Genomic DNA, 5,491 nt, shown 5'->3' on the forward strand with positions numbered 1-5,491 from the left:
TCGTCGCCGACATCGTGCCGGACAACTTCGCTGCCGCGGGCATCTCGCTCGTAATCGTCGGCAGCGTCGTCGTCGTTGCCGCGCAGATGTACGCCACGGTGGCCCGCGAGCCCGACGACATGCCTGACGAAGTGCTCGCCGCGCGCTACTAGTGTCGGGGTGTGGCCGATGTCAGCGTCCGCACCGCGACCGAGGCCGATGCGCAGCAGCTCGGCCGCATCCAGGTGGACACCTGGCGGCTCGCGTACGCGCAGGTGCTGCCCGAACCGGTGTTGAGCGGGCTCACGCCCGACCTGGCCGCGGGCCAGTGGGCGTCGGCGATCACCGCACCGCCGTCGGCACAGCACCACGTGTTGGTCGCGCTCGAACAGCAGTGGTTGGTCGGCTTCGCCGCGTCCGGGCCGGTCGTCGACGTCGAGCCCGACGACCCGCCGGCGGACACGACGTCGGAGCTGGCACTCGTGCTCGTCGAACCGCGGTGGGGTCGACGAGGGCACGGGTCGCGACTGCTGGCGGCGACCGTCGACCACGCCCGCGCCGACGGCATGACCCGCGGCGTGTGCTGGATCCCCGAACAGGACGAGGTGACCCGCGAATTCCTCGTCTCCGCCGGCTGGGCGCCGGACGGGCTGGCCCGCGCGCTGGACACCGGCGCGGGCGAGCTACGGCAGATCCGGCTGCAGACGTCATTTGTCGACGAGGGGTGAACGCGGTGAGTTTCGACGGCTTCCCCATCGCCGCGCTCGATTTCTACGAAGACCTCGAGGACGACAACTCCAAGACGTTCTGGCAGGCGCACAAGCACGTCTACGACGAGTCGGTGCGCGCGCCGATGGAGGCGCTGCTGCTCGAGCTGGAGAAGCCGTTCGGTCCGGCGAAGCTGTTCCGCCCGTATCGCGACGTGCGCTTCAGCAAGGAGAAACTAGGAAGAGGTACACAGCGGTGAGCGTCGCCGGGACGAAACTCGGAGCGTCGCAGTCTCTCGTGTCCGGCGAGTGGACCTGGCCCGTGCACGGGATGCGACACCCTCCCGAGGGCGACACGTCCGGCTGGTACTGGTGGAGCGGCGAGTGGTCCGATGCCGCCGACTTCTTCCTTCCGCTGCACGCAGCCCATCTCATGGAACGGTGTCCGCAGGTAGCGGAATACCTGGAAGCCCCGCCCGGCACCCGAGTTCTGCTGGCTCAGGGACACGCAGACGTCTGGACGGACGAAGCACTTCTCGACATATAAGGCTTCGCTAGCGTGGAGGCGTGGCGTTCACCGGTATCCCTGTCGCTGCCCTCGACTTCTATGAGGACCTCGAGGATGACAACTCCAAGACGTTCTGGCAGGCGCATAAACACGTGTACGACGAGTCGGTGCGCGCGCCGATGGAGGCGCTGCTGCTCGAGCTGGAGAAGCCGTTCGGTCCGGCGAAGCTGTTCCGCCCGTATCGCGACGTGCGCTTCAGCAAGGACAAGACGCCGTACAAGACGCACCAGGGCGCGTGGTTCGGCGAGTCGTCGGTCTACGTGCAGGTCGGCGCGTCCGGGCTGTGGCTCGCGGCCGGGTACTGGCGGATGAGCTCGGGTCAGATCGATCGCCTGCGCCGCGGCGTGCACGACGACGTCGCCGGGCCGCAGTTGCACCGCACCGTGGAGACCCTGCGGCGAAAAAGGCTGAACGTCGGCGGCGAGCAACTGACCCGGGTGCCGAGCGGTTACGCCAAGGACCACCCGCGGGCCGATCTGCTGCGGCACAAGACGCTCACCGTCACCCGCGATCTCGGCGCGCCCGACTGGCTCGCGACGCCCGCGGCCAAGCGAGAGATCACCAAGGTGTGGCGGGCGATGGCGCCGCTCGTGTCCTGGCTCGACATACACGTCGGCCACGACTAGCGCCGGACGAGATCAGGCGAGCGTCTCGAGGTAATCGAGCAGGTCCGCCCACATCGCGGTGCGCAGCGGCAGCGGCATGCCGTTGTTCGCGCCCGACGGGCCGGGCAGCACGAAGGCCGGCACGCCTGCGACCTGCCAGGACAGTGCGCCGTGCTCGCGCGGCAGGCGCTCCCCCGCGGCCCGTGCGTACGACGACGCCGCGGTCTTGCTCACGAATGCGACGACGTCGGGAGCGCACCGGCGGATGCGTTTGTGGAAGCCGCGCACGTCGAACACCGGCGGCTCGCCCGGTTCGGAGCGCCGGGTGCGGACGAGGTCGGTCAGGCCGATGCCGAACGCCGGCAACCGGTGGTCGTCGGCAGGCTGCAGTTGCTCGGGCATCAGCCCGCTGGCATGCAGCAGGTACCAGAACTGGTTGCCGGCGCCGGCGTAGTAATGCTCCTGTTCGGCGCGGTGCCAGGCTGCGATGGTGCCGGCGACGACGATCCGCACCGACGGATCGAGCAGGTCGGTCAGGCTCACAGATCGAGCAGGGCTTCCAGGCCGACGGTGAGGCCGGGTCGGGTCATGACGTTGCGCACCCCGAGCAGGACGCCGGGCATGAACGACACCCGATCGAGCGAGTCGTGCCGGATGGTCAGCGTCTCACCCTCGGCGCCGAAGACGATCTCCTGGTGCGCGACCATGCCGGCGATACGCAGGGCGTGCACGCGCACGCCGTCGACGTCCGCACCGCGCGCGCCGTCGAGGGCCTGTGTCGTCGCGTCCGGCGCGGCACCGAGGCCGGCGTCCCGGCGCGCTGCGGCGATCAGCTGGGCCGTCCGTGCGGCGGTGCCGCTCGGCGCGTCTGCCTTGTTCGGGTGATGCAGCTCGACCACCTCGGCCGACTCGTAATAGGCCGCCGCCACCTGCGCGAACTTCATCGACAGCACCGCACCGATGCCGAAGTTCGGCACGATCAACACACCGGTTGACGGTGAGTCGGCCAGCCATTCCCGCACCGTGTTCAACCGCTCGGTGGTGAAGCCGGTGGTGCCGACGACGGCGTGGATGCCCTGGTCGATGGCGAACCGGATGTTGTCCATGACAACGTCCGGGTGCGTGAAGTCGACGAGCACCTGGGAGTCGGCGTCGGCGACGCTGAACAACCAGTCACCCGCGTCGACCATCGCCACGAGTTCGAGATCGGCTGCAGCATCGACGGCCTTGCACACCTGCTGGCCCATCCGCCCACGGGCACCCAGCACGCCGACCCGGATCGTGTCGCTCATCGTGTCCTCGCCTCAGACCGCGCCGTCGAAGTCGTGCTTGCCGAACGGACCCACGACCGTCAGGCACCGCGGCCGGGCAAGCAGGTCGTCGGCGACCTCGGCGACGTCGCGCGCCGTGACGGCATCGACGCGCGCGAGCACCTCGTCGACGCCCATGATGTCGTCATAGGCGATCTCGTTCTTGCCGATGCGCGTCATCCGTGAACTCGCGTCCTCCAGACCGAGCACGATGGCGCCGCGCATCTGGCCCTTGCCGCGCTCGATTTCGTCCAGCCCGAGATCGCCGGCCGCGACGGCCTGCAGCTCGCCGGTCATCAGCGACAGGACCTCGTCGGCCTTGCCCGGCTGGCACCCGGCGTAGACGCCGAACTGCCCGGCATCGGCGAAGCCACTGGTGTAGGAGTACACGGAATACGCCAGCCCACGCTCCTCGCGGATGCGTTGGAACAGCCGGGAGCTCATGCCGCCGCCCAAGGCGGAGGAGAGCACGCCGAGCGCGAAGCGGCGCGGGTCGTGGCGCGACAGCCCGTGGCAGCCGAGCACGATGTTGGCCTGCTCGGTGTCGTCGTCGATGACGGCGACGGGAACGGCCGGGCGGCCCGCGGTGGCGACCGACCCGGGCCGCGCGGGTTGCGCAGTCTGCGTCGGTTCCAGCTGCTCGTCGAAGGCCCGGCGCACGCGCTGCACCACTGCTGCGTGCTCGACGTTGCCCGCGACCGCGACGACCATCGCGTTCGGCAGGTACCGGCGGGTGTAGTACCCGTGGATCTGTCGCCGGGTGAGGGCGCGCACCGACTGCTCGGTACCGAGGATCGGCCGGCCGATCGGGACGTCGCCGAACAGCGCGGTGGAGAACTCGTCGTGCACGAGGTCGCCCGGGTCGTCGTCGCGCATCGAGATCTCCTCGAGCACGACGCCGCGCTCGATGTCGACGTCCTGAACGGCGATGGTCGCGTTGAGTACGACGTCGGTGACGATGTCGATCGCGACGTCGAGGTCACGGTCGACAACCGTCGCGTAGAAGCAGGTGTACTCCTTCTCGGTGAAGGCGTTGAACTCGCCGCCGACGTCGTCCATGGCGCGGGCGATGTCCAGCGCGCTGCGCGTGCCTGTGCCCTTGAACAGCAGGTGCTCGAGGAAGTGGCTGGTGCCGGCGAGCGACGGCGACTCGTCGCGCGACCCGACGGGCACCCACACGCCGACGCTGGCGCTGCGGACACCGGTCATCGCCTCGGTGACGACGCGCAGGCCACCGGGCAGCGTGGTGCGGCTGATCAGGCCGCCGCCGGTCGCGTTCGTCAGCGCAGAGGTACTCGCACGCCGGAGTGGTCGGGTGGGCGGTGCTGCGGTCATCCGCCTGATCCTACGGATGCACGGCGGTAGCGCACCGGCGCCGGCCACCGGTCCCGGGTGCTAGCTCCGCGCGGACGCCCACAGGCGTTGGATCGTTTCCGGGCCCGTGATGGCTACGACCGGGAAGTGCCACGGTCGGACGCGGTCGACCCAGGCGACCGCAACGCGAAGCAGGCCCAGCATCGGCCACGCCCGCAGCACCAGGCCGGTGGTCAACCCGAATGCCGGCGCGACCAGCCAACTGAACAGGGCGAGCGTGATGCCCGCAGCCGTGCCGTGACCGGCGGTGCGGACCCCGACCGCGAGCCAGGCGGCGAGCAGACCGACCGCGCAGGTCGTCACGAGCCAGGCCAGCCACAGCCCGTTGTTGACGTGCAACGCGGTGGCCGGCAGCGCGCCGAGGGTCAGGATGGCGAGCAGCAGGGCGCCCAGGGCGACGGCGGAGAACCGGCGCGGCCGGCGCTGCTCGTAGCACGGCAGCGGTGTCAGCGGATGCTCGGCCAGCATGGCGTCGGCGTCGGTGTAGAGGCGCGCGGACGGATAGCGCACGGCCACCCGCCGGCGCAGCCACTGCGGCGCGCGCGGGCTGAGCCATACGGCGTCGATGCGCGCGTGCTGGGCGCGCACACCCTGCGTGCCGGCGACGACCGAGCCCCAGCACGAGACGACCGCCTGGACGTGCCGGGTGTTGCGGTTCTGTCTGGCGGCCGTCGCGCTGCCGTACGCGTAGAAGCCGCACTCGCAGTCGTCGTCCGGAACGGCGTGGGCCGGGCGTCCGTGGTGGCCGGTGGGCGGCGAGCAGGTCGCCGTGTTCTCGCCGTCGTACCAGACCCCGCCGGAGTAGAGGGGCAGCAGGGCACCGGACGCGTCGACGCGGAACGTGCGCAAACCGACGATCTCACCGACCAGCGGTTCGCTGCCGCCGAAACCGCGCACCGGCCCTACCGGGTGAAGGTCGGGTTCGGCGCGGGCGGTCCGGGCACGGGC

Annotated in this window: 6 protein-coding genes and 1 pseudogene; 3 read left to right on the forward strand and 4 right to left on the reverse strand. The window is 70.4% G+C overall.

Annotated features, from left to right (window positions below; genetic code table 11):
* The first annotated feature begins 161 nt into the window (after positions 1 to 161).
* The 3 genes and pseudogenes from ACFFCN_RS18300 to ACFFCN_RS18310 all read left to right on the forward strand — a co-directional run bounded on the left by ACFFCN_RS18300 (position 162) and on the right by ACFFCN_RS18310 (position 1,880).
* Entirely contained in the window at positions 162 to 707 is a 546-nt protein-coding gene (locus ACFFCN_RS18300) for a GNAT family N-acetyltransferase (RefSeq protein WP_375494001.1), read from the forward strand.
* Positions 708 to 712: 5 nt separating this feature from the next.
* Positions 713 to 922, forward strand: a pseudogene (locus tag ACFFCN_RS18305) (DUF2461 family protein); the annotation flags it as partial.
* A gap of 331 nt (positions 923 to 1,253) precedes the next feature.
* Complete coding sequence (locus tag ACFFCN_RS18310; protein ID WP_375494003.1) at positions 1,254 to 1,880, forward strand: DUF2461 domain-containing protein; 627 nt, start codon at positions 1,254 to 1,256, stop codon at positions 1,878 to 1,880.
* A gap of 12 nt (positions 1,881 to 1,892) precedes the next feature.
* On the opposite strand, the gene ACFFCN_RS18315 is transcribed toward ACFFCN_RS18310, so the two are convergent.
* From ACFFCN_RS18315 to ACFFCN_RS18330, 4 genes are all read right to left on the reverse strand, one after another.
* Positions 1,893 to 2,402, reverse strand: a complete 510-nt coding sequence (locus ACFFCN_RS18315) for a mismatch-specific DNA-glycosylase (RefSeq protein WP_375494005.1) — start codon at positions 2,400 to 2,402, stop codon at positions 1,893 to 1,895.
* Complete coding sequence (dapB, locus tag ACFFCN_RS18320; RefSeq protein WP_375494007.1) at positions 2,399 to 3,151, reverse strand: 4-hydroxy-tetrahydrodipicolinate reductase; 753 nt, start codon at positions 3,149 to 3,151, stop codon at positions 2,399 to 2,401. Before dapB ends, ACFFCN_RS18315 begins: the two co-directional genes overlap by 4 nt.
* A gap of 12 nt (positions 3,152 to 3,163) precedes the next feature.
* Positions 3,164 to 4,504, reverse strand: coding sequence for a M16 family metallopeptidase (locus ACFFCN_RS18325; RefSeq protein ID WP_375494008.1), 1,341 nt, complete (start codon positions 4,502 to 4,504; stop codon positions 3,164 to 3,166).
* 60 nt (positions 4,505 to 4,564) lie between these two features.
* The coding region (locus tag ACFFCN_RS18330; protein ID WP_375494010.1) for a hypothetical protein at positions 4,565 to 5,491 on the reverse strand (927 nt) is incomplete at its 5' end.

The sequence above is a fragment of the uncultured Jatrophihabitans sp. genome, from assembly GCF_964246335.1.
In the GTDB taxonomy this organism is placed as follows: Bacteria; Actinomycetota; Actinomycetes; order Mycobacteriales; family Jatrophihabitantaceae; genus Jatrophihabitans.